Below are 979 nucleotides of genomic sequence, written 5' to 3' on the forward strand. Positions count from 1 at the left end.
GGTGATGTCGCGCACGCTGTCGGGCAGGCCAGCCATCTCGGCGATGCCGCCGGCGTTGTCGGTGATCGGCCCGTAGGCGTCGAGCGCGACGATGATGCCGGCCATGCTGAGCATCGAGGTCGCGGCGATCGCGATGCCGTACAGCCCCGCCAGCCCATACGACGCCAGGATCGCGATGCACACGAAGATCACCGGCCAGGCGGTCGAGCGCATCGACACGCCCAGCCCCGCGATGATGTTGGTGCCGTGGCCGGTGGTCGAGGCCTGCGCGACGTGCTGCACCGGCTTGTAGTCGGTGCCGGTGTAGTACTCGGTGATCCACACCATCGCGGCGGTCAGCGCGAGGCCGACGACGCAGGCGCCGAACAGCCGCATCTGCGTGCCCGCGCCGAGCGCGTCGTCGGGCATCGCGTACTTCGTGATGAAGAAGAAGCCGACCAGCGAGATCACGCCGGCGACGATCAGGCCCTTGTACAGCGCCGGCATGACGTTCTTCATGCCGGGTGTCGCCTTCACGACGCTGCAGCCGATGATCGACGCGAGGATCGAGAAGCCGCCCAGCACCAGCGGGTAGATCACCGCCTGCATCGGCGCCTGCGTGACCATCAGCGCGCCGAGCGCCATCGTCGCGATCAGCGTGACGGCGTAGGTCTCGAACAGGTCGGCGGCCATGCCGGCGCAGTCGCCGACGTTGTCGCCCACGTTGTCGGCGATCACCGCCGGGTTGCGGGGGTCGTCTTCGGGGATGCCGGCCTCGACCTTGCCGACCAGGTCGGCGCCGACGTCGGCGCCCTTCGTGAAGATGCCGCCGCCCAGCCGCGCGAAGATCGAGATCAGCGACGCGCCGAACGCGAAGCCGAGCAGCGGCTTCAGCACCGCCGACAGGGTCTCGGGTGCGGCCGTGCCGTTGCCGGTGATGAACAGGAAGAAGATCGTGACGCCCACCAGGCCCAGGCCGACCACCAGCATGCCGGTGATC

General features: G+C 68.9%; 1 protein-coding gene. It reads right to left on the reverse strand.

Translation table 11 applies throughout. The annotated features are described in order from the left end of the window. A partial coding sequence (locus tag AC1D01_RS36445; RefSeq protein ID WP_477874649.1) for a sodium/proton-translocating pyrophosphatase occupies nt 1–979 on the reverse strand: 979 nt, incomplete at both ends.

This window comes from Rhizobacter sp. P3_B12 (assembly GCF_056402895.1).